This is a genomic window from Nibrella saemangeumensis (assembly GCF_039541915.1).
GTDB lineage: Bacteria > Bacteroidota > Bacteroidia > Cytophagales > Spirosomataceae > Nibrella > Nibrella saemangeumensis.
Genome location: NZ_BAABHD010000024.1, coordinates 231,417 through 251,560, shown reverse-complemented (window position 1 = coordinate 251,560; position 20,144 = coordinate 231,417). Strand labels below are relative to the sequence as shown.

Genomic DNA, 20,144 nt, shown 5'->3' with positions numbered 1-20,144 from the left:
ATGCTGCGGAGCCTATCAGGCCAGGTGCCTGCCTGACGTTCTTGCCAAACCAACGGACAACATGGATGACCAACTGAAATTGCTGCTGGAGAAAGACCGGATTATTGACACCATCAACCTGCTGTTCATCGCCACCGATAGCCGCGACTGGGATGCGTTAAAACGATGCTTTACCGATCACGTACTCTTTGACATGAGTTCAATGACCGGTTCAGGACCGGCTTTAATGACGGCGCAGGAGATTGCCACCGGGTGGGAGCGGGGTCTGGCCCCGCTGAAAGCGGTGCATCATCAGGCCGGCAATTACCGGGTCCGGATTGACGGCGATCAGGCAGAAGCCTTCTGCTACGCCACGGCTACCCACTTTCTGCCAAACTCAACCGGTCGTAACATTCGCACCTATGCCGGTAGTTACGATTTCAGGTTAATCAGGGAAGAAAAAGGGTGGCGCATCAATCAGTTTACGTTCAACCTGACGTACCTCGACGGCAACGCCGACCTGGAAAAATCGGTGCAATCCGGCACTTAAACACTAACCGAACGGAAGGATTTCGCTCTTTCAGGCTACGCGCCCCGGACTACGCGCCCCGCTCTTTCGCTCTTTGCCCCATGTATAAGCTGGTTATATTCGACTTTGACGGAACTCTCGCGAACTCCTTGCCGGCTTTCGGGCAGGTGCTCAACGAGTTGGCTGAGCTGCATCACTTTCGCCGGGTTGACGAGAGCCTGGTGGATCGACTGCGGAGCATGGGAGCCCGGCAGATTATGCAGGAGCTTCGCATACCCTACTGGAAAATACCCTTTATTGGCCGTGATGCCAAGCGGCTAATGGCCCGGCATGTTAATGAGATTTTTTTGTTTGAGGGCATAGACAGGGTATTGCAACAGTTGTCGCAGGCAGGTGTTACCCTGGCTTTGGTTACCTCCAACTCGCACGAAAATGTAGTGCAGATAATGGGAGAGAAAAACGTGGGTTTACTGAAATACATCGAGTGCGGCTCGTCACTGTTCGGTAAGCGTTCCAAAATTCGGAAAGTGCTTAAAAAGAGCGGGTTTGCTGCCAGCGAAACGCTCTGCATCGGTGACGAAATTCGTGATATTGAAGCTGCCCATGAAGAAGGGACAGCCTTTGGTGCTGTTGGTTGGGGGTACACAACCATTGACGCGTTGCGGGCGTATCAGCCGAAAGTAGTGTTTACACATCCGGTTGATATTGTAGCCTTGCTGACAAACGATTAGTGGCTATATGGCCAGGACGTGTACGACTGATTGGCTGATCGGGGTGGAGAAGGGGCAGTATCAACGCTGCTACGCCCTGCCGTTGCTGCTCCGTGGTATCTGGTCAATGGGGTTGCCGGGCTGGGCCTTGGGGCGGGAAAACCAGAACCGCCGGCGGGTTAGCAGCCGGACGGCGATGTAGATCAGAAGACAGCCAATGACCACAAAAGCTATCAGCGGCAGCAATAAGGTGAAAATAGAAAAGCCAAAGGAGGCTACATTTTCGGTTGTGGCCACGACCGGATTTCCCAGACCGCCTGTGGTGGCTGTTGAGCCCAGCCGCAGCAGACTGGTGCCGGCTTGAACCAGGCCGGCGGCTCCTCCGCCCAGCATCAGCCCCAGGCCCCAATCGAGGATAGGACTGTCGATATGAAAGAACGAGGTACTGAGCAGGGTACCGGCAACTACGGCCGCTGGGGCGGCAAGGGTGTCCAGCAGGTTGTCGAGCCAGGGAATGTAGTATGCCCCTAACTCAAAAGCCGTGGCTACCGTGAGGCCCAGAATACCCGGCCAGGTACTGACCCACTCCATACCATTCAGCGGACTAATCACCCCAACTTTGGTAGCGAGCCCCGCCAGCAGCAGTGGCACAAACACCCGAAAACCGCAACAGGCTGCTAATCCGATGCCCATACAGGCGCTAAGTATCCAATCCCAACTCATTTTAGTCTCGAAGTTAGTGGTTTGAAGTCTGAAGTTGTCTAGAACTGACGAAGAACCCTACCCTCAAACTACAAACTTCAAACCCAAAACTGTAACTTTCGGTTAGAAATTTCTGTTACAAAACCAAACCTTCCATTTCTCACTCTCATTACCTCCGTGAACGAAGAAAAGAAAAGCGGCCAGATTTTCGACTGGGTTATCCTGAAGCGGCTGTATAGTTTTGTCCGACCTTACCAGGGACGTTTTTACCTGGTTGTCTTTCTGATTTTGCTGGCAGCTCTGCTGGCTCCGCTGAATCCGCTGCTGATCCGCTACACCATCGACAACCAGATTGCTAACGGCGACTACCCGGGATTGACCATGATGCTGCTGGTGATGATTGTAGTGCTGGTGGTGCAGGCTTTTCTGCAATTTTCCAATACCTACCTGTCGGGTTGGCTTGGACAGCACGTAATCCGCGACATCCGGGTTCAACTCTACAACAAAATTCTGCATCTGCGGCTGAAGTTTTTTGATAACACCCCCATCGGCCGGCTGGTGACCCGCACCATTTCGGATATAGAGACGCTCTCCAACGTATTTACCGAAGGCATGGCCGCTATTGCGGGCGATATTCTGCAACTCATCCTGATTGTGGCGGTTATGTTCTGGACCGACTGGCGCATGGCTGCCATCAGTCTGTCCATGATCCCGCTGATGCTGCTGAGTACGTATGTTTTCAAGGAGAAAATCAAAGACTCGTTCAACGAAGTGCGGGTGGCCGTCTCAAACCTGAACTCCTTTGTGCAGGAGCGGATTACGGGGATGAGTATCGTGCAGATATTTGGCAGTGAGAAGATAGAAAGCGAAAAATTCAGGGAGATCAATGACCAGCACCGTAAAGCCAATATCCGGTCTATCTGGTACTATTCTGTTTACTTCCCGGTAGCCGATGTGATTGCCGCAGCCGGTACGGGCCTGGTGGTCTGGTACGGTGCCCGCGAGATTCTGCAGCAGCAGGTGACCTTCGGGACGGTTACAGCCTTCATTATGTTTATAAACCTGTTTTTCCGGCCGATTCGGATGCTCGCCGACCGCTTCAACACCCTTCAGATGGGGATTGTAAGCACCGACCGCATCCTGAAACTGCTGGACAGCGACGAGTATACCGCTAACAATGGCAATCATAACCCGGACACACTGCGGGGGGAGGTTGAGTTTAAGGACGTCTGGTTTGCCTACAACAACGAAGATTACGTACTGAAAGACATTTCCTTTACCGTAAAGGAGGGTGAGACCGTCGCGTTTGTTGGAGCCACCGGAGCCGGTAAATCCTCTATTATCAATCTGCTGAGTCGCTTTTATGACATTAATAAAGGTCATATCTGCGTTGATGGGGTAGATCTGCACGAGTACGAACTGGGCGCGTTGCGCCGACACATCAGCGTAGTGCTGCAGGATGTTTTTCTCTTCTCCGATACCATCGAAAACAACATTACCCTGGGAGACCACACGATCAGCCGCGAGAAACTGGTTGAAGCCGCTAAACTGGTGGGGGTACACGACTTCATTGAGCGGCTGCCGGGCGATTACTCGTACAATGTCATGGAGCGCGGGGCTACCCTGTCGGTCGGGCAGCGGCAACTGATCTCGTTTGTGCGGGCCATGGTGCACGATCCCAAGATTATTGTGCTGGATGAAGCTACCTCCTCGGTAGATACCGAAACAGAGGAAATGATTCAGGAAGCCATCGGTAAACTGATGAAAGGACGGACGGCCATTGTGATTGCCCACCGGCTTTCCACAATTCAGAAAGCCAACAAGATCATTGTGGTCGATAAAGGCCGTATTGTGGAGCAGGGCACGCATGAAGAACTGCTCCAGCAGGAAGGCGCTTACGCCAATTTGTACCGGATGCAGTACAAAGAGATGGTTTAACAAAGAAGGGCCAGCATTTCTGCTGGCCCTTCTTTGTTAAACTTATCACTCCACCAGTGCCGAATCCCGCAAATTTTCTTCTTCCTCTTCGGGGCCGGCCCCGGTAACGCCCTCCGTTATCACTTTCCGTTCGGGAGCGGTTGGTTCATTGCCGGTCGGGCCGGGACCCGATCCGTCCAACGCATATGCAATGGCGTTCGATAAATCATTCTCCGGCGTAATGGCACCCGGCAGGGCTTCACTCGTTGTCTGGCTATCCGTATTCGGAAACGTCTGATTTGATCCATACACCGGCTGGTCGGCCGGGGCAGGATACTGGTTCTCAGATTCAGAGCCACCAGCCTGCTGATCAATCACCTCCTCATCCGCACGGGGGTCGAAATCCATACCCGATGGAACCGACCCCATATCCTCAGGCCTTGGGGCATTATGTCTCATATACGTTGCTGTTTGGTTATTTCAGTAACTAAACAGCAGGCTGAGGTGTTTCAGGCATAACCGGAGAAAATGCTGCCAGACCCGGTCTCCGGCATTTATTGTCCCTCATTACCCGTTGTATCCGGCACTGGCTCCGGTGCCGTCGGCACGGTTGGCTCAAAGGTTGGTTCATCAAACTCGTCCTCTACTTCCAGGGTATCCTCTTCGACAGGCTCCTCTTCGTAGCCACCCCCGCAGTCGAGGTATTCTTTAATAATTGGAATAGCAGGCTTCGGAAACGGCCCCTGTAACTCCTTGAATTTAGCGTCGGCGTACACCTTCTCCAGAAAACGCCCAACCAGCGGCATGGCAGTTTTGGCTCCTTCGCCCAGGTCTGTCGACCGGAAGTGTATACTGCGGTCGTCACCACCTACCCAGGCGCCTATAACCAGCTTGTTGGAGACACCAATAAACCAGCCGTCGGAGTTATTGGACGTAGTACCGGTTTTACCGCCCATTTGATGTCCGTTCCTGAAAATATTAAACGACCACAGGTTCTGCGACGTTCCACCGGATTCTTCCAGACCACCCCGTAGCATATGCACCATCAGGAAGGCCGTTTCAGGGTTGATCACCTGCTTGCTTTCCGACTGAAATACTTCAATTTCGTTGCCGTTGCGGTCTTCGATCCGCTGAATGATGAGCGGTTCGGTGTATTTTCCTTCGTTGACAAAGGTGCAGTAGGCGGCTACCATCTCGTAGAGCGATACATCCGACGAGCCGAGCCCAATAGACGGTACCGCGGCCAGCCGGCTCTTGATGCCCAGCCGGTGGGCATAGTCCGCCACCTTTGACGGCCCGACCCTGTCGGTCAGGCGCGCCGTAATCGAGTTGATCGACCGCGCCAGCGCCCGGCGGAGCGTCAGATTGGCATAACTGTAATAGCCGGTAGAGTTTTTGGGCTCCCAGTATTTTTTCTCCCCTTTTTCCTCTACTTCTACCCGAAAAGGCTCATCCCGTATCCGGTCGCAGGGGCTCAGGTTCAGGGTAGTGTCGTCGATGGCCGCCGTGTACACAAACGGTTTGAAGGTAGACCCCGGCTGGCGTTTAGCCTGTTTGACGTGGTCGTATTTAAAATACGTATGATCAATGCCACCAACCCAGGCGCGTATGTATCCCGTGCGCGGGTCCATAGCCACCATGCCCGCCTGCAGAAAACGTTTGTAATAGGCAATGGAGTCATAGGGGGTCATTTCAACTTCCCGCTCACCGTTATTCCAGTCAAAGACTTTAATCTTGTTCTTTTTGACTTTCATGTAGTACTGAACCGAATCGGGTTGGTCGGGAAAACGGCGGATGAGCCCCCGGTAGCGCTCGGTGCGTTTGGCTACGGTATCGATAAAGCCCGGAATCTCTTTCCCTTTCTCGTCGGTCCAGGGGTTGCGGCCGCTCCAGTGGTTGTTAAACGTTTGCTGGAGCTGCTTCATTTTCTCATTTACGGCATCATCGGCGTACTTCTGCATACGCGAGTCGATGGTCGTGTAGATTTTCAGACCACTGGTGTACAGGTCGTACCCTTTGCGTTCACCCCATTCCTGCATAAAGTCGGCCACGGCGTTCTTGAGGTAGCTGGCGGGACCAGACGAAGGGTTCTCGGGTGTGTAGTTCGTTACCAGCGGCAACCGGCTGATCGAATCTGCCTGGGATTTGGTCAGGTACCCATATTTCGCCATCTGACTCAGCACCACATTCCGGCGCTCTGTGGAGCGTTTCGGATGCCGGAGCGGGTTGTATGTCGTTGTCGCTTTCTGCAAACCTACCAGCACCGCCCCTTCCTGCACGTTCAGGCTGTCGGGGGTCTTGTTGAAGTACGTACGGGCGGCCGTTTTCAGGCCGAACGAGTTGCTGCCGAAATCAACCGTGTTGAAATAATAGGTCAAAATCTCTTCTTTGGTAAAATTGCTTTCCAGCTTTTTGGCCATCAGCCATTCTTTCGATTTCACAACAACCGTCCGGACAAAGGGGATCCGTCCCAGCAGCCCTTTTGAAGTCCGCCGGGTTTTAAACAGGTTTTTGGCCAATTGCTGCGTAATGGTGCTTCCTCCTCCGCGGTCCCCGCCGGTAATGACCGAAACGGCAACAGCACCCAACGCGCGGGTATCGATGCCAGAGTGATTGTAAAAGCGGATATCTTCGGTAGCAATCAGGGCATCCTTTACGTGTTTGGGAATATCTTTAAACGCAATAGGCGTACGGTTCTCGGTAAAGAACTTGCCGATTTCCACCCCATCCAGCGAATAAATTTCGGATGCCTGATTTAGCTTCGGGTTGCGAAGATCTTCTACACTGGGTATTTCGCCGGTCAGCCACAGAAAGTTGGTTTCCAGCATAAAGACATAGATAGCCAGGAGCAGCAGGCCGTTCAAAAAGACCTTGGCCGCCCCCCGCAGAAATGGATAAAATCGCGAATCAGGGTCGATGTATTGATGAACAAAGGAACGGAAGTTTTCTCTGGACCGGCGGTATGAGGAGATCCAGCCATCCACACGTTCTTCTCCGGCAATGGCCGCAAATAATCGATAGAGCAGATTACGGATTCCCTGGTTAATGCGACGGAAGAAGGCGCGTAGACGCTCCCAAAAATCACTCATATTAGGACTATTTGTGCTTACTTTATCGTGATAACAGGCCCGGTGAAGGCTTGTAAATATAACGCAAAATCTCTCGATAAAATGCCGGAAAGCCGGACTGCATAGCAGCCCGGCCCGGTATTAATTTGATTATCAGGATGGTTTCTTACTTCTTTTCGAACGAAAGGGCTACGCCGTTCATGCAGTAACGCAAGCCGGTCGGTTTAGGGCCATCGTCGAAGACATGGCCCAGGTGCGCGTCACAGACCGAGCAGAGGATCTCGACCCGATCCATACCGTAGCTGCGGTCATGCTCTTCATGCACGGCATTTTTGGCGATTGGCTCGTAAAAACTGGGCCAGCCGGTGCCGGATTCGAACTTGGCGGCCGAGCTGAACAGCGGGTTACGGCAGCCTGCACAGGCGTAAACTCCCTTTTCTTTGTTGCGGTTGAGCGGACTGGTACCGGCCCGCTCAGTGCCTTTCTCCCGCATAACGGCGTATTGGTCGGCCGTCAGGATCTTCTTCCATTCTGCGTTGGTTTTTACCACCCGGCGCCCCCCCGGCGAATCAGTTGCCTTTGGTTCCCGGCTGGCGGTGACCTGGCTGTTCTGCTGGGTTTGGCCTACACAGGCCAGGAGTCCGCCGGTAAGCAGAAAAACAGGAATAAGCAGCGCTATTATAGGTTTCATAAGTAACATGGTTGTATAGTATATACGCTGAATGCTCCCCGAAGGATTCCGGTACGGCGTTAAAAAACGTTAAAATGGTGTCAGGAGGTTACCGGCGTCATCATGACCAGCGACGATAGGGTAGGGGCCGGGCTACCGCCCCGTTTTTCGATGGTGACGGCGAACGCATCTGCCTGAGCAATTACCCGACCCATCTTCTGGGGAGCGTCTGTTACGTCGAATACGCCGGCATCGACTGGCTGCCCGTTGACCAGCGACCAGAGCTGATACTGCTGATTGGCCGGGAGGGGCGGCATATTCATAATCTCCACCATCACCTGCCGGCTGTGCGGATGCCAGTATACCATCATTTCTCCCGTGGGGGCTTTGTCGTTACCTTTCAGGCGAATGATCCGTACTTCAGGCTGTCGCAGCATAGCCAGCAGGTCTTCGCTCCGTTGCCGGATATCGCGCTGACGCTGGATTTCTGTCTGCAGCGTTTCGTTGCTATCCCGAAGAGTGGCCGATATCCGCTGCGCCTGACGGAGCTGACTCAGCAGAAAAAACGAAAAGATCAGCACCAGCAGGCCCAGCGATGCTGCTGCGATCCACGTAATTTTATAGGTAGGGCCCGAGTCAGCAGGTAAGGCCACCACGGGAGTTTCGGTTTCGACCGGCGGAGCTTCGGTACCAAAATCGAGCTTCGCCATGATCTGTTCTTTCAGGCCGATGGGAGGCAGCGCACTGTACGAAAGTGCATAGTCCTCCAGGGCGGCCGATAACCGGTCGAGCTCCTGCCGGATTTCGGGGTAGATAGAGGATAAGCACTCTACTTCCCGACGCTCTTCGTCGCTTACCGCGCCCAGCACATACGATTCAAGTATACCTGATGTCAGGTATTCCGGGATATTCATAGTTTAAAAAGCTGCTTCAGTTCCTGCAAAGCAGACCGAATACGTGTCTTTACGGTTCCTAATGGGATATTTAGTTGGTTGGCTACCTCTTCGTGGGTGTAGCCCTCAAAATAGACCATATCAATTAACTGCTTTCGCTCCGGCCTTAGTTTATTCACTTCCTCCCGAATGCCGATCCAGTCCGGATCAGGCTGGGTGGTATTGTGCTGCCGGTCTACTATATATACGTTTTCGGCATCAGGTTGGATTGATATCGAATTCGTCGCATTAGCACCTGACCGGCCAGACCGCAGGGCGTCAATGGCTGAATTGCGGGCTATATTGAGCAGCCAGGTAAACAACCGGCCTTTTTGTGGGTCGTAACCCTCCAGGTTTTTCCAGATTTTAATAAAAATATCCTGTAGTAAATCTTTGGCCTGCTCTTCATCCCGCACAATTTTCAACACCACACCATAAAGGGCACCTGAATACTGATCATACAGCCAGTGAAATGCCTGCTGATCGCGCCGGGCCAGTTTTTCTATCAGGACATCTTCCGGTACGAAAGACTGCGCTTTTTTCACATCGGGTTTTTTGTGTCAGCCAAATATATCGAAAAAGCAATGTAATGCACAACAGATATCCGATAACGCCAAAAAGCCACCCCGGACAGATTATCCGTCCGGGGTGGCTTTTGATATACTATTAAGCTTTATATACTCATCACGGGCTTAGCGGAAGCGGGCCGTAATGCCCTTGGGCAGCAGGACTTTATCGACGCCGTGAACAATCCCGTTCGACTGCACGTTGTCCGGCGTTTCTACGTAGGCTACTCCTCCCTGATCGTCGGTAACCTTTAGTCGTCCGTTGGTCCCCATCTCTACGGTCAGCGTACCGCCGGCCAGCGTTTGCAGGCGGGTCTTGCCGTTACCTTCGTTCATGCGACGGGCAATTTCCTTCGAATCCAGTACACCCTCAACTACATGATAGGCCATTAGCTGCTTCAGCGTTTCGCGGTTCTGCCCGTTCAGCAGGTTGCTGCGGGTTCGGCTGGGCAGTTTGTTGAAAGCACTGTTCGACGGGGCAAAGACCGTAAACTGGCCTGCACCCTTCAGCGACTCTGTCATCTCGGTGGTTTGCAGGGCATTCACCAATACCGTGTACTCCGGCGAAGCAGAGGTAAAATCCGCGATAGACATCGATCGCATGTCGGGAATATTACTGGCCACTCCGGCTGTAGTACGGGAGGTGTTCGCACCGGGAGTTGTACCGGTGTAGCCGCTGGTTGACGTGCCCTGCGCATTGATCCCCGTATTACCATTCTGGTTGCCGGCATTGGAACTGGTATTACCCATACCGGCTGCGGTGCCGGTCGTGGTAGTCCGGTTCATACTCGTTGTGTCGGTGTACCCGGCGGTGGCGGTTCCCATGGTGTTGATACCGGTGTTACCGTTCTGATTGCCGGCGTTTGAACTGCCGGTACTCATGGCGTCCGTCGATTTCATGGGAGTACCCGTGCCACTGGGCGTAGTGCTGGCGTTGCCCTCTATCGGATAGGTTGTGGTGTTGGCGTCATTTTGTCCTGTCCGGGTATTTTGGCTGGAGGTGCTGCGATTCGTACGCTCCATGCGATTGGTATCGCGGTTCCGGCGTAGTTGCCGGCGTTCCTTTCGGGTCATATTGGGCTTGTCGCCCCGGTTTGTGGTTGAGTTCGGATTATTCAGCGAGTCCGGGCGCAGGGCTGGTGCGCCTTGCGGATAGGTTTGCGTCGAGCCGTTGCCACCGTGGTCGGCGGGGGTGGCCGGGTTTTGGGCCTGAGCGGCCAGGCCCAACAGCACCGCTCCCAGTGCGGTCAGGCTTCTATTCAGTTTCAGTTTCATAACGTCGTTGAGTAGCAGGTCAAAACAAGAAAAATTAATGCGTGCCTGCTCTTTGTGTTCAACTGGTTTTCAGCCGAAAAGTTTGAGGAAAAGCCGGTTTTGGTAACACATGAAAGGGGTGGCGTTTCATCGCAGATCGGTCGCCCGGATGTCGCGGGTCCAGCGCTGGGTTCCGTTGGCATCGAAGATTTTAATGCTCAGTACCCGGTCTTTCAACGGCCCGGTTACGTCCAGGATGGCGAAGTTATGGTCCGTAACCAGCGTGCCGTTTACCACCGTCGGCTGGCGCAGGTCTTCGTCGCCGGGCCTGGCGGTGCCGGAGGTCAGGGGTGAAACCGTGAGGTCGTAAAGCGGGTAGGTACCGGAGCGGTCGAGCTGGTGCAGAATTGTGTGGTGGCGGTCACCGGTCAGGAACAGAACACCCGGAATTCTGGCCTGTGTAATGGCCTGAATAAGCTGTTCACGCTCTTTGGCGTAGTTGGCAAAGTTTTCTGCGACCCTGGCGGGGTTGATCACCTGCCCCCCAATGACCACAAACTTGAAGGTGGCCTGGCTGAATTTCAGGGCGTCCAGCAGCCACTGAAACTGCCGATTACCCAGTACCGTGCGGGCGGTGTCGGCCGGAGCGTTGTTGGGGGAGCGGAACGTCCGGTCATCGAGCAGAAAAAACTGGCAATCGTTTCAGTGGAAGGTGCCGGTACAGCCTTCGTCGAAAATATAATTTGGGTTGGCCCAGAACCGCTTGAAAGCCTCCAGCGTAACCGGTTTTAGCCAGAATCCCCGGTCGGCGTCGTTGGGTCCAAAATCGTGGTCGTCCCAGATGGCGTAATGGTGGGCCGATGCCAGCAGGGGTTGCAGTTCTTTGAGCGAGCGGGTGTGCGTGTAGCGGTGCAACACGCCGGTGCGCGTGTTCCAGTCGACCTCCCGCAGGTACGTGTTGTCGCCACCCCACAGCATAAAATCGGGTTTCTGGTTGGTGAGACTGGTCAGCAGGCCGTAGTTGGAGCCATAGGGTGTGCCCGGCCGGTCAACCTCCGGCTCGTTGACATACATACAGGTGCCGAACCCGAAGCGGAACGGGGGCGGATCGGTGCGCCATTGCCAGAGCGTTTGAGACTGAAAGCGGGTCGGGTACGAAAGGGCTACTTTTTTACCGTTAACCAGTACTTCGTATTCGTAGCGTTTACCCGGTTGCACCCGGTCGGCGAGCAGGTGAGCGGTATGGGCGGCACGGGTTTCGGTGACTACTTCGGCCGTCGACCATTTTGTCGCCGGTTTGCCCTGCTCCCAGTAGCGAATCTGTACGCGGGCCGGTTGCCGGGTCTGCGCCCAGAGCATCACCTCCTTCATTTCGGAGTAGCCCACCATCGGGCCAGATTGGAGTTGAGCCAGCGTGTGGGAGACATAGATCAGGCAAAGAAAAAATAGTGGAATGCGAATGACGTTCATGTGTAAAATTGGGGTGAAGCAACGAGGCAGAATTCGTATATTTGCGGTTCGTTTTAAGAAATATGCAGGTAACTAATCAGGTATATCAGATTCAGGGGGTTGACGTGCTCGATATAGCCGGGCAGTTCGGTTTGCCGCTCTACGTGTACGACGCGGACAAAATTATTGAAAAAGTAAACGAACTCCGGTCTTCCTTCACCGGGGTTAACCTAAAAATAAAATACGCGGCCAAAGCGCTGACCAATATTTCCATTCTCCGGCTGATGCGCCAGCAGGGTACCGAACTGGACGTGGTGTCGGTTAACGAAGCCCGGATGGGCCTGCTGGCGGGCTTTGAGCCGCAGCAGATCCTGTTTACACCTAGTGGGGTAGCGTTCGCCGAAATCGAAGAAGCGATTGAACTGGGCCTTCAATTGAACGTCGACAGCCTGCCGCTGCTGGAGTTTATCGGCCGGCAGTACGGCCGTGCGGTTCCGGTTAGCATCCGGATTAATCCGCATATTGCCGAAGGCGGTAATATCAAGATTCAAACCGGCCATGCCGACTCTAAATTCGGTATTTCCATTTTGCAGCGCCCGGAGATCAAAGCCGTTACCGAGACATACGGGATTCCCGTGGTAGGGCTGCACATTCATACCGGTTCCGATTTCAAGAACGCTGATGCCTTCCTGCGCGGGGCCGAGGTGCTGTTCGAACTGGCGGCTGATTACCCCGACCTGCGGTTTATGGACTTTGGTAGCGGTTTTAAAGTGGCCTACAAAGAAGGCGACCACGTGACCGATCTGGCCGATCTGGGCAGCAAGGTGTCCCGTGCATTCCAGGCATTCTGTGAGCGCTACGGTCGTGAGCTGGAACTGTGGTTTGAACCCGGTAAACTGCTGGTCAGTGAGTGCGGCTCGCTGCTGGTACAGACTAATGTGGTGAAGGAGAATCCCAGCCGGACGTTTGTGCATATCAATTCCGGCCTGAACCACCTGATCCGGCCGATGATGTATGACGCCTGGCATGATATAGTCAACGTATCAAATCCAACCGGCGACGAAAAAAACTATACCGTTGTCGGTTATATTTGCGAAACGGATACGTTTGCAACCGACCGGAACCTGCCGGAGGTGCGGCCCGGCGATATACTGGCCTTTAAAAACGCCGGTGCCTACGGGTACATGATGGCGTCGAATTACAACTCGCGGCCCCGCCCGGCCGAGGTGCTGGTGTATGAAGGTCAGCCTTACCTGATCCGTCGGCGTGAGACCTTCGACGATCTCATTCGCAACCAGGTCGATGTTCCCGTACTAAATGCTGTCACTGTCTAATTTATATTGTTCCAGGTTTCAGGTTCCATCGGGGCCGCCCGGCGGTTGCACGTTGTGGTTTGGAACGTGAACGCTGAAATCTGGAACGTGAAACCTGAAACATAGAAAATGGGAAGAGCTTTTGAATATCGCAAAGCCCGAAAATTTAAGCGGTGGGGTCAAATGTCGAAGACCTTCACCAAGATTGGCAAAGAAATAGCCATGGCCGTGAAGAGCGGTGGCCCCGATCCGCACGCCAATGGCCGCCTGCGTGCGGTTATCCAGAATGCCAAAGCCGCCAACATGCCCAAAGATAATGTGGAGCGGGCAATCAAGAAGGCATCATCCAAAGACCAGGAGGACTACAAAGAGATCACCTACGAAGGCTACGGTCCTCACGGCATCGCTATTGTTATCGAGACGGCGACTGACAACCACAACCGAACGGTGGCCAACATTCGCAGTTACTTCAATAAACTGGGCGGCAGCCTCGGCACGCAGGGGATGCTCGACTTTATGTTCGACCGCAAATGCGTCTTCCGCATCCCTGCCGAAGGTGTTGACATTGAAGAACTGGAGTTCGAACTGATCGACGTTGGGGGTGACGAAGTAGACCTGGATGAAGAAGCCAGTGAACTGGTGATCTACGGGGAGTTTACCGCCTTCGGAGCTATCCAGAAGTTCCTCGAAGAAAAAGGCTACGACATCAGGCAGGCCGAATTTGAGCGTATCCCCAACGATACTAAAGAACTCAGCGAAGAGGAAGCCGCCGAAGTTGATAAACTCATCGAGCGCATCGAAGAGGACGACGACGTACAAAGCGTCTACCACAACATGCGTTGATACTTTGCCTTCCGTACAAAAGGCGAACAGCCCGGTCAAATGCCGGGCTGTTCGCCTTTTGTACGGAAGGGGTCTGCCCTTCAGCATTTATTTTTACCGCATACTCACGCCATCCCGCAGCAGCTGTATCCAGCCCTTCTGCACCACCGGAGGGGCCGTGCGGTTCACACTGGCAAAACGCACCGTTACCTGGTAGTAGTATAAGCCTGAGGCCAGCTCCTGCCCTCCGCTGCTTCGCCCATTCCAGTTCAGGGTAGGGTCACTGGTCTGGAAGACCTTCGCTCCCCAGCGGTTGTAGACCACAAACTCCACCGTCTCCACAAACCGAGGACACGCCATAGGCTGGAACACATCGTTGCGCCCGTCGCCGTTGGGCGTAAACACGTTCGGCAGCCTGTAAGCCGGACAGTTATCGTTGCACACCCGGTTGCTGGGCGCACTCTCCAGGCCCCGACGGTTCACCGCCGTCACGTAGTAGCAGCCCGCCACCGAGGTCAGGTTATTGTGCTCAAAGGTGGTAGTCGGTGCCGGTACGCTGGTGAGCTTCTCCGACTGCTCATCCTGCTCATAGCGGCTGTAGTAGATGTTGTAGCTGGTGACGGTCTGGTCGCAGAGCTGGTTACCGGCATTCCGCTCTGGATATATCCAGCTCAGGTTGTTGCTGAAGGTAGTCTGGTTACAGAAGCTCTCATCTGTCAGGGCAGCACAGTCCAGAGGCTGCAGGCTGAGCTGGGGCGGGCAGGGACGGGTAGTGTCAATGGGACTGGCGCAGATGATCTGCGAGAAGTTGTACAAGAGCCCCACCGGAATGCGGGTATCGGTATAGCGGCCTACGGTCTCCACCCGGTAGCAGTAGCTGCTGTCGGCCGACAGGGGCAGACTGGTGTTGCCGTCGGCCAGGAAGGTGTCGGTGCCGGTGTCGGTATAGGTAAAGGTGGCTGGTCCCTGCACGGCTACTTCGGCCACCAGATTAAACGGTCCGTTAGGGCCGGTGCGGCTGCGGTAGAGCCGGTGGCGCTGGTTCTCGTTGCTCCAGGGGGTCTGGGCCTGCCAGCTAAGCTGGATCTGGCGGAAGGCAGGGGTGGTGCTCAGCCGCACGCTGCTGGCGGGCTCGGTGGCATCCAGGCGCGTGAGCTGGCCGTTGGAGCTGGTGAAGTAGAACTCCAGCTGGTAGGTGTAGGCGTTCTGGGTGGTATTTAGACCCCGGTCCACAAAGACGGTATCGGCTACACCAGGGGTGAGATTGGTGCTGATGGTAGCCACCTGCGTAAAGCTGGTAGTGCCCGAACCGGTAGAGCGCAGCAGGCGGTACTGGTAAGGCGAGCCCAGGTCACCGGGGTTGAGCCCGAGGGGGCGGGTCCAGCGCACGGTAATTACCCCACGGGTCTCGCTGGTGGAATCGACGGTGACGTTGGTGAGTACCGGAGCCAGCAGGGGCAGGTCAAAGCAGACGGGCTGGGAAGCAATGCTGACGCCCCCCTGGGGCAGTGGGTACTGCGCCACAATGACATAGCTGTACTGGATGCCGCGTTTGAGTTCACGGGTGTCGGTGAAGGAGGTAGCGGTAATGGGTACGCGCCCCACCTCGGTGTAGCCCGAGCCGGCCGGCAGTCCTGTCTGGCAGGGATCAAGGGTTAGTGGGGTGCAGCCCTCCTTGCGGTAAATAATCATCTGGGAGCCGGCCGGGGCACAGGTGTAGGCATTCCAGTTGAGCAGCACGGCGCGCTCACCGGTGGTGCCAGCGGTGGCTCGGGCGGTGAGATTCTGGGGGCGGGGGCCAATGATAGTGATCCGGAAGGACTGCAGCGTCGCCAGCTGGGTAGCGTTACGGCCGGGGAAGTCGATAGCGCGGAAGATGATGTCGTAGGGCTCCTGGCGAATGTGATTGCAGTTAGTCTGCCAGCGGAAGGTGCCGGTGGCCGGTGAGTTCTGGGGTTGGTTGGGGGTGGAGAAGGTAGCCGCCTGGGGCGCTACCAGCGCATCGGGGTAAGGCTGTCCGTCGGGACCCCGGTTGAAAGGACCTCCGAAAGCGGAGAGTTCGAGCCGATGGCCATCGGGATCGGTAGCGGTGACGGTCTGGTTGATGACTGTGCCGGCTTCCACGCAGAGGTCAGCGGGTGCCTGCAATTGCGGTCTTCGGTTGGGACTATCGGTCACAATAATCTGCATATCGCGGATAATCTCGCCGATGAGGACCCCGTTTCGCCACTCTTCAATGATGAAGGCGACGTTATACTGGCCGGCGGCACCGGGCGCATCCCAGCAGAGATCGCCGGTAATAGGATTGATGGTGAAGGTAGCCGGTGCGTTCTGCGTTTCGTTCTGGGCACTGGGGTTGATGCCCAACGCCGGGTCCCGATAGCCGTTGACCACGACACCCCGGCAGGGGTTACTGGGTACGCCCTGCTGGGGAATAGTCAGGCGGTAAGCCAGGCTGTCACCGTCCGCATCAAAGGCGGCCGGGTTGTGGCAGAAGCGCTGTCCCACGCGGGCTGAATCCAGGGGCGGGTTCAGCAACACAGGCGTACTATTGAGTCCCAGGGCGGCATTTACCGAAATGGTGGTTGAAATATAAAAGGAGGTGTTAACCGGGTCCATCATGTTGATGGTGCCGTTGTTCCGGTTTGTAATGGCTACAGAAATGCCAAATGTACCCGGTCCCGGATACGTATGGGTAGTCCGGTAGATGTTGATAGTGGTGTTAGGATTACCACGTAAGGGAATGGGGGCCAGTCGTCTGACTTCCTGGGTGGTACCGTCGCCAAAACAGAATGTTACTGTTTCCTGCTGGCGGGCGGCATCCGCTCCACGGGCAATGTCAAAGTATACAGTGAGGGTAACTTCATACGTGAGTGAGTTGCCAGGTAAACGCCGGGTGGTAATTTCGCCGGCCCGTACGTGGGTAGCATACGAGACAGCCGGCCACAACGACCCGATTAGCAGGACGGTAACCAGCCAGGCAGTATAGGTAAATTTCATGCGATAGTGTATTTTTTTTATCAACGGATAAGCCCGTAAAAAGTATATATTTTCTTACTGTTTATCCGAAAAAGGCGGGGTCAATACAACACCCAGGTGTCTTTGCCGCCCCCGCCCTGCGAGGAGTTTACCACCAGTGAGCCCTTGCGGAGGGCTACCCTGGTTAGTCCCCCCGGTATGACGTTGATGCCGTCGCCGTACAGGATATACGGGCGCAGATCAACGTGGCGTCCTTCGGCATGGTCGTCGACGATACACGGTACCCGCGACAGGGAGATCGTCGGCTGGGCAATGTAGTTCCGCGGGTTCGCCTTGATCTTCTCCCGGAACAGGTCGTGGTCGGCCTTCGTGGCCTTCGGACCAATCAGCATACCGTAACCGCCGGCTTCGTTGGCCTCTTTTACTACCAGTTGTTCAATGTTCTCCAGTACGTACCGGCAGTCCTCTTCTTCCCGGCAGATATAGGTTTTTACGTTCGGGATAATGGGATCTTCGTTCAGGTAGTATTTGATGATGCGTGGTACGTAGGCATAAATTACCTTGTCGTCGGCTACGCCGGTACCGGGTGCGTTGGCGAGCGCTACCCGGCCTTTCTTGTACACATCCATAAGGCCCGGCACCCCAATGAGCGAGTCGGGGTTGAATACCTTCGGATCGATAAAGGTATCGTCGATCCGGCGGTAGATCACATCCACAATTTCAAAGCCCTTCGTGGTGCGCATCTTCACGTACCCGCCCGATACGACCAGGTCCCTGGAATCGACCAGTTCGACGCCCATCTGCTGGGCCAGGTATGAATGCTCAAAATAAGCGGAATTATAAATGCCCGGCGTCAGCACCACCACGTTCGGATCGGGGCGGTCGGCGATGTGCTGCAGCATTTGCAGCAGGCGGGTAGGGTAATCGGATACCGGCCGGACCCCCGTGTGGGCCAGAACTTCCGGGAACGTCTGCTTGGTCAGTTCCCGGTTTTCGAGCATGTAGGAGACGCCCGACGGGCAGCGGAGGTTATCCTCCAGCACCATATACTGGGCGTCTTCGCCCCGGATCAGGTCGGTGCCGGTAATGTGGCACCAGATGCCTTTGGGGGGCTTTAGTCCCAGACAGGCCGGTAAATAACATTTGCTGGACTCGATCAGGTCGCGGGGGACAATTCCGTCGTTAAGGATATGCTGGTCATTATATACATCGTCGATAAACAGGTTGAGGGCTTTGATCCGTTGAATGAGTCCCTGCTCCAGTCGGTTCCATTCCTGGGCTTCAATAATGCGGGGAATAATATCAATGGGCATAATGCGCTCCGTGCCTTCGCCCTCCGCGTACACGTTGAAGGTAATTCCCATCGACATCAGCGCCCGCTCGGCGGCATGTTGCCGGCTGATCAGTTCGTTACGCGTAAGCTGCTCGACCCGTTGGAAAAAAGGAAGATAACCTGGCCTTACCTGATTGTCGGACAGAAACATTTCATCATAAAAGCCTTCTGTCTGATAATCGCCAAAGGAGAAGTTGCTCGATGGTTGCGTCTGAGATTGAGCGGTAGAACCGCTGGTTTGCAGTTGAAATGCCATACGCATTACGGTTAATTTGGAACAATATATGGTATTTGTACCTGGTGGGCAAATTTTATCAAACGACTAGTGCTTAATGCGGTATCTGGTTACCTTTACCTACCCTTACCTGACTATGCAGAAATTTACCTTTTTCGGCGTATGGTTATTGGCCCTGTTGGGCATCCGTCCGGCAAACGCTCAGCACTGGCTGGGGATAGCATCGAGCAATTATGCCGGTACCAATGCGCTCTACCAGCAGCCGGCGCAGGCCGCCGATTCCCGCTACCGGCTCTTCATCAATCTGGCGGGTTTCGACACCTACGTCCACACCAACTATATGCGGTACGCAGCCCCGTATTCGCTGGTGAGCCTGCTGACCAATACCGTACCCGCCCGGTACCGGAACGCCCGCGGCCAACTTGTTTTTCCGTATAACTACCTGCCTGAGACCCTGAATGGCCGTGATAAACGCTTGTTTATGGGCGGTGAGGTACGGGGACCGGGACTGTTGATCAACATGAAAGGCGGACGCATGGGCCTGGGGCTGACCTCCCGGGTTCGGGTTGGGATGAGTGCCCGAAAGATTGATGAACCGACGGCCCGCTTTATGCGCAATGGCGTGCCGCTGGAGGCAAACCTGCCGGGTACAATCTACGAAAATCAGTCGGGGGACGTAAACGCCAATGCGTACGGTGAGCTGGCCGCGACCTTTGGGTATGTGTTGCAGGAGGATGAGGAGCAGTTCTGGAAAGTGGGTATCACCGCCAAGCGGGTCGTGGGTATGTATAACACCCACCTGATTATCGATGATGCCTCTCACCAGCTCGTGCGGGATCGCCGGGTGTTCAACATGCTGGCGCTGAACATCCGCAGCGCCGAGGCTACCTATGGCTACACCACCGAGGGCGCATTTACCGGGGCCCGCCCTACGCCGGGATGGCTGCTCGGCCGGCAGTCGGCGGGCGGAGGCTGGGGCCTTGATCTGGGTGTGGTGTACGAGTACCGCCCCGAGGCCCGGCGCTACCGCTACACCGACCGGGGCGAACGGCGCTACGACGGCACGAAGAACAAATACCAGTACCGCGTGTCGGTGGCGCTGACCGACATCGGGGCCATCCGGTACCGGAATCCGGCCTACGTAACGCAACACGACGTGAACATAACCAACAAACGCCTGACCCGCACCATGTTTCTGGGTGTATCCGGGATGGATGATTACCTGGCTACCATCGACCGGACGCTGGAGCTACCCGCCGACAAACGCCAGACGTCGTTTTGGTCGGCCCTGCCCGCAGCGCTGAATGTAAACGTAGATTATAAAGTGCAGGAAAATGTCTACGTCAGCGCTACCTGGTACCAGGGGGTGATGCCGGTAAAATCCGTCGGTTTTTATACACCGGCGGTGCTGGCCGTAACCCCCCGCTACGAAACCCGCTGGGCCGAGGTAGCCCTGCCGGTTTCGCTACAGGGTAATTACACGAACCTTACCTTTGGCCTGGCGGCCCGGCTCGGCCCTGTTTATATGGGAACCGATCACCTGCCGGGCGTGCTCGGAATTGGCCGGCCCCGTGGAGCCAATTTTTACGCCGGTGCGTTTATTCCGCTCTTCCGCCCCGGCCCCAAAAACCCGAACCAGTGTTACGAACCGGGGGAGCGGAAGTGGAAGTTGTTTAGGAGGTAGTT

The 20,144-nt window shown here is 55.2% G+C and carries 17 protein-coding genes; 6 read left to right on the top strand and 11 right to left on the bottom strand.

Going from position 1 to position 20,144, the window contains the following annotated elements:
* Positions 1-61 precede the first annotated feature (61 nt).
* Entirely contained in the window at positions 62-529 is a 468-nt protein-coding gene (locus tag ABD949_RS11065; RefSeq protein WP_345243419.1) for a nuclear transport factor 2 family protein, read from the top strand.
* Between the two features lie 80 nt (positions 530-609).
* Positions 610-1,239, top strand: coding sequence for an HAD hydrolase-like protein (locus ABD949_RS11060; protein ID WP_345243417.1), 630 nt, complete (start codon positions 610-612; stop codon positions 1,237-1,239).
* A 69-nt stretch (positions 1,240-1,308) separates the two neighbouring features.
* Here the strand turns inward: ABD949_RS11060 and ABD949_RS11055 are convergent, their stop codons facing one another.
* Positions 1,309-1,941 carry a DUF4126 domain-containing protein gene (locus ABD949_RS11055; RefSeq protein WP_345243415.1) on the bottom strand — a complete coding sequence of 211 codons (633 nt, stop codon included), beginning with the start codon at positions 1,939-1,941 and terminating at the stop codon, positions 1,309-1,311.
* 156 nt (positions 1,942-2,097) lie between these two features.
* Between ABD949_RS11055 and ABD949_RS11050 the strand changes: the two genes are divergently transcribed.
* On the top strand, positions 2,098-3,858 hold the full coding sequence (locus ABD949_RS11050) for an ABC transporter ATP-binding protein (RefSeq protein ID WP_345243414.1): 1,761 nt from the start codon (positions 2,098-2,100) through the stop codon (positions 3,856-3,858).
* A 45-nt stretch (positions 3,859-3,903) separates the two neighbouring features.
* On the opposite strand, the gene ABD949_RS11045 is transcribed toward ABD949_RS11050, so the two are convergent.
* The 8 genes from ABD949_RS11045 to ABD949_RS11010 form a co-directional block, all read right to left on the bottom strand.
* Positions 3,904-4,296, bottom strand: a complete 393-nt coding sequence (locus ABD949_RS11045; protein WP_345243413.1) for a hypothetical protein — start codon at positions 4,294-4,296, stop codon at positions 3,904-3,906.
* Between the two features lie 95 nt (positions 4,297-4,391).
* On the bottom strand, positions 4,392-6,926 hold the full coding sequence (locus ABD949_RS11040) for a penicillin-binding protein 1A (RefSeq protein WP_345243412.1): 2,535 nt from the start codon (positions 6,924-6,926) through the stop codon (positions 4,392-4,394).
* Positions 6,927-7,071: 145 nt separating this feature from the next.
* Entirely contained in the window at positions 7,072-7,596 is a 525-nt protein-coding gene (gene msrB, locus ABD949_RS11035) for a peptide-methionine (R)-S-oxide reductase MsrB (protein ID WP_345243410.1), read from the bottom strand.
* 80 nt (positions 7,597-7,676) lie between these two features.
* Positions 7,677-8,489 (bottom strand): anti-sigma factor, encoded by an 813-nt coding sequence (locus ABD949_RS11030; RefSeq protein WP_345243408.1) that lies wholly within the window; start codon positions 8,487-8,489, stop codon positions 7,677-7,679.
* Positions 8,486-9,052: an RNA polymerase sigma factor gene (locus tag ABD949_RS11025; RefSeq protein ID WP_345243406.1), complete on the bottom strand. Its 567-nt coding sequence runs from the start codon at positions 9,050-9,052 to the stop codon at positions 8,486-8,488. The genes ABD949_RS11030 and ABD949_RS11025 overlap by 4 nt, the downstream gene beginning before the upstream one ends.
* Before the next feature lie 147 nt (positions 9,053-9,199).
* A complete protein-coding gene (locus ABD949_RS11020; RefSeq protein ID WP_345243405.1) occupies positions 9,200-10,348 on the bottom strand; it encodes a fasciclin domain-containing protein in 1,149 nt (382 codons plus the stop codon).
* Positions 10,349-10,474: 126 nt separating this feature from the next.
* Entirely contained in the window at positions 10,475-11,011 is a 537-nt protein-coding gene (locus ABD949_RS11015; protein ID WP_345243600.1) for an alkaline phosphatase D family protein, read from the bottom strand.
* A gap of 18 nt (positions 11,012-11,029) precedes the next feature.
* A complete protein-coding gene (locus tag ABD949_RS11010; protein ID WP_345243403.1) occupies positions 11,030-11,797 on the bottom strand; it encodes a DUF7800 domain-containing protein in 768 nt (255 codons plus the stop codon).
* 62 nt (positions 11,798-11,859) lie between these two features.
* On the opposite strand from ABD949_RS11010, the gene lysA reads away from it, so the two are divergent.
* Both lysA and ABD949_RS11000 read left to right on the top strand, forming a co-directional pair.
* Positions 11,860-13,110 carry a diaminopimelate decarboxylase gene (gene lysA / locus ABD949_RS11005; protein ID WP_345243401.1) on the top strand — a complete coding sequence of 417 codons (1,251 nt, stop codon included), beginning with the start codon at positions 11,860-11,862 and terminating at the stop codon, positions 13,108-13,110.
* 108 nt (positions 13,111-13,218) lie between these two features.
* Positions 13,219-13,932, top strand: coding sequence for a YebC/PmpR family DNA-binding transcriptional regulator (locus ABD949_RS11000; protein WP_345243399.1), 714 nt, complete (start codon positions 13,219-13,221; stop codon positions 13,930-13,932).
* A gap of 93 nt (positions 13,933-14,025) precedes the next feature.
* On the opposite strand, the gene ABD949_RS10995 is transcribed toward ABD949_RS11000, so the two are convergent.
* Together ABD949_RS10995 and ABD949_RS10990 are read right to left on the bottom strand one after the other, a co-directional pair.
* Positions 14,026-16,911, bottom strand: a complete 2,886-nt coding sequence (locus ABD949_RS10995) for a T9SS type B sorting domain-containing protein (RefSeq protein ID WP_345243397.1) — start codon at positions 16,909-16,911, stop codon at positions 14,026-14,028.
* An 80-nt stretch (positions 16,912-16,991) separates the two neighbouring features.
* The gene (locus tag ABD949_RS10990; RefSeq protein WP_345243395.1) at positions 16,992-18,479 is read right to left on the bottom strand and encodes a circularly permuted type 2 ATP-grasp protein; all 1,488 of its coding nucleotides are present in this window, start codon (positions 18,477-18,479) and stop codon (positions 16,992-16,994) included.
* A gap of 115 nt (positions 18,480-18,594) precedes the next feature.
* Between ABD949_RS10990 and ABD949_RS10985 the strand changes: the two genes are divergently transcribed.
* Positions 18,595-20,142 (top strand): DUF5723 family protein, encoded by a 1,548-nt coding sequence (locus ABD949_RS10985; protein ID WP_345243393.1) that lies wholly within the window; start codon positions 18,595-18,597, stop codon positions 20,140-20,142.
* The last annotated feature ends 2 nt before the right edge of the window (positions 20,143-20,144 follow it).

Excerpts from the sequence above, each read along its gene's own strand:
- ABD949_RS11065 (WP_345243419.1), top strand. The coding sequence starts at position 62 with ATGGATGACCAACTGAAATTGCTGCTGGAGAAAGACCGGATTATTGAC.
- ABD949_RS11060 (WP_345243417.1), top strand. The coding sequence starts at position 610 with ATGTATAAGCTGGTTATATTCGACTTTGACGGAACTCTCGCGAACTCC.
- ABD949_RS11055 (WP_345243415.1), bottom strand. The coding sequence starts at position 1,941 with ATGAGTTGGGATTGGATACTTAGCGCCTGTATGGGCATCGGATTAGCA.
- ABD949_RS11045 (WP_345243413.1), bottom strand. The coding sequence starts at position 4,296 with ATGAGACATAATGCCCCAAGGCCTGAGGATATGGGGTCGGTTCCATCG.
- ABD949_RS11040 (WP_345243412.1), bottom strand. The coding sequence starts at position 6,926 with ATGAGTGATTTTTGGGAGCGTCTACGCGCCTTCTTCCGTCGCATTAAC.
- msrB (WP_345243410.1), bottom strand. The coding sequence starts at position 7,596 with ATGAAACCTATAATAGCGCTGCTTATTCCTGTTTTTCTGCTTACCGGC.
- ABD949_RS11030 (WP_345243408.1), bottom strand. The coding sequence starts at position 8,489 with ATGAATATCCCGGAATACCTGACATCAGGTATACTTGAATCGTATGTG.
- ABD949_RS11020 (WP_345243405.1), bottom strand. The coding sequence starts at position 10,348 with ATGAAACTGAAACTGAATAGAAGCCTGACCGCACTGGGAGCGGTGCTG.
- ABD949_RS11010 (WP_345243403.1), bottom strand. The coding sequence starts at position 11,797 with ATGAACGTCATTCGCATTCCACTATTTTTTCTTTGCCTGATCTATGTC.
- lysA (WP_345243401.1), top strand. The coding sequence starts at position 11,860 with ATGCAGGTAACTAATCAGGTATATCAGATTCAGGGGGTTGACGTGCTC.
- ABD949_RS11000 (WP_345243399.1), top strand. The coding sequence starts at position 13,219 with ATGGGAAGAGCTTTTGAATATCGCAAAGCCCGAAAATTTAAGCGGTGG.
- ABD949_RS10995 (WP_345243397.1), bottom strand. The coding sequence starts at position 16,911 with ATGAAATTTACCTATACTGCCTGGCTGGTTACCGTCCTGCTAATCGGG.
- ABD949_RS10990 (WP_345243395.1), bottom strand. The coding sequence starts at position 18,479 with ATGGCATTTCAACTGCAAACCAGCGGTTCTACCGCTCAATCTCAGACG.
- ABD949_RS10985 (WP_345243393.1), top strand. The coding sequence starts at position 18,595 with ATGCAGAAATTTACCTTTTTCGGCGTATGGTTATTGGCCCTGTTGGGC.